Here is a 1,680-nt window from a genome sequence, read left to right on the forward strand (position 1 = left end):
CGAACACATCGGAAGCATTGCTTTCCAGAGCAATCTTGTGTTCTTCCTGGATGCGTAGAAGACTATTACTCAAAACAATATTCTGACCGGCTACAATTCCTTTCCCGCCTTTGACTGAATCGTCTAAGCCTGCATCAACAATAATATCACTGTCTGTGAAGGTGACATTACTGGATGCTGGAGTAACACCATCTTCCGCAACACCTAACTGCCGAACGGTTAACCTAGAACCTTTGACATGAACATCTTCATAGCCTTTTAAGTTAACAGTACCTTTTTTGGCACCTTCGATAACCGCTACTGTGGATTTTCGCGCAACAGGCTGATAAACCTTTTTACCATTCTCACTCTTGGTTGCTTCCATAACTTCCAATTTCTCGGGAAGAACACCAATCAAGTCTACAAAAGTATTAACAGGCTTGATTTTGATTCCATCACTCTCGATATCAACACCCGTTACTTCATCAACATCTTTCAGATAGATGACTGTAGATCGTATAGCTCCATCTTTCGCGACACGTACAGACGTACCTTCTTTAGCAACAAACGCATCGAGTGCTCGTTCCTTTGTACCAAAACCTTGATGCACGACACTGGATTTCTCAGAAAGAACAACGGTACCGTATGCCCTCTTATCAAGAGCGTCTCCAGTCGCAGCTGATGCTATCACAGGCAATGTCTCACCTTCTTTAAAGCCACTACCTAAACCACCCAGTTCAAATACTCTGGTTTTAAAGCCAAGCTCAGCCATTTTACCATTGCCATCCACCATTAATTCAAAGACTTCTTCAACCTTAGCGAGCTTCTCAAGAACTATTTTTCTAACGCCTTCGTCAGATAAGTCCAAGCCTTTTAGTACGATTGCATCGGGAGCCACCTTAATCTTTTTAGCTACATTGGTAGCCTCATCTATCACTTCCTTTTCAATAAGAATGGCATCCTTAATTTTCGCATCTTCAAGTTCTAGCAAGCTTTTTACGTATAAGTCCCTTGCTTGATTAAGGCTTTGTCCAGCGCTTTTAAGGAGCCCCTTATTGAGACCATAATCTTCACCACTGAAGCTGGATTTTGTTTCTGCAGCATCCAATGATTCAAGATCTCTTTGGAATTTTCCCAAAGCAGACTTTTCACGATTTACTAAAGGTTTTTCTTCTGTTGGCTTGCCATCATCAGTGGCAGTGGATGCACTTTTTTCATTCAACAAGAAGAATTCAGGTGCTTCAGCTCGAAGATGCTTCCAAAAGCTGATGTTGAGAAAGAAACGCTCATCATCCGTGTGTTTTTCGTCATACTTAACCTTATAAGTCTGATAGCGAGCAATTGCCATATCAGCCTGTTTTTTCAGCGGATTATCAGCAGCCATTCCCTCCCGAACTTTTACCATTTCGGAAAGATCCAGTTTCTCTGCTGTTTTAAAAAACTCTTTATTATCCACAAAGAATTGAGCCTGCGAATAATCAATGCGACCACCAATTGCCGTGACTACGGCTACGGAAAGCAGTGTCTTTTTAAACACCTGAACTTGTCTCATTACTCCAACTCCAACCTCTAGCCTGGATGTTTTTCTCGTTGAATTTTCTCATTTATGAGCTTTTTCAAATTAATGGACATATCAGGCACAGATGCCTGAAGGGAGGCTATCCTACAGATGGAAATAAGTAATATTAAATACTTTTTCAG

General features: G+C 41.3%; 1 protein-coding gene. It reads right to left on the reverse strand.

What is annotated here, in order from left to right:
- The coding region (locus tag KDK17_RS04730; protein ID WP_257287469.1) for a hypothetical protein at positions 1-1,531 on the reverse strand (1,531 nt) is incomplete at its 3' end.
- Positions 1,532-1,680 lie beyond the last annotated feature (149 nt).

Origin of the sequence: Endozoicomonas sp. SESOKO2 (assembly GCF_024606245.1) — a bacterium.
Classification (GTDB): Bacteria; Pseudomonadota; Gammaproteobacteria; order Pseudomonadales; family Endozoicomonadaceae; genus Endozoicomonas_A.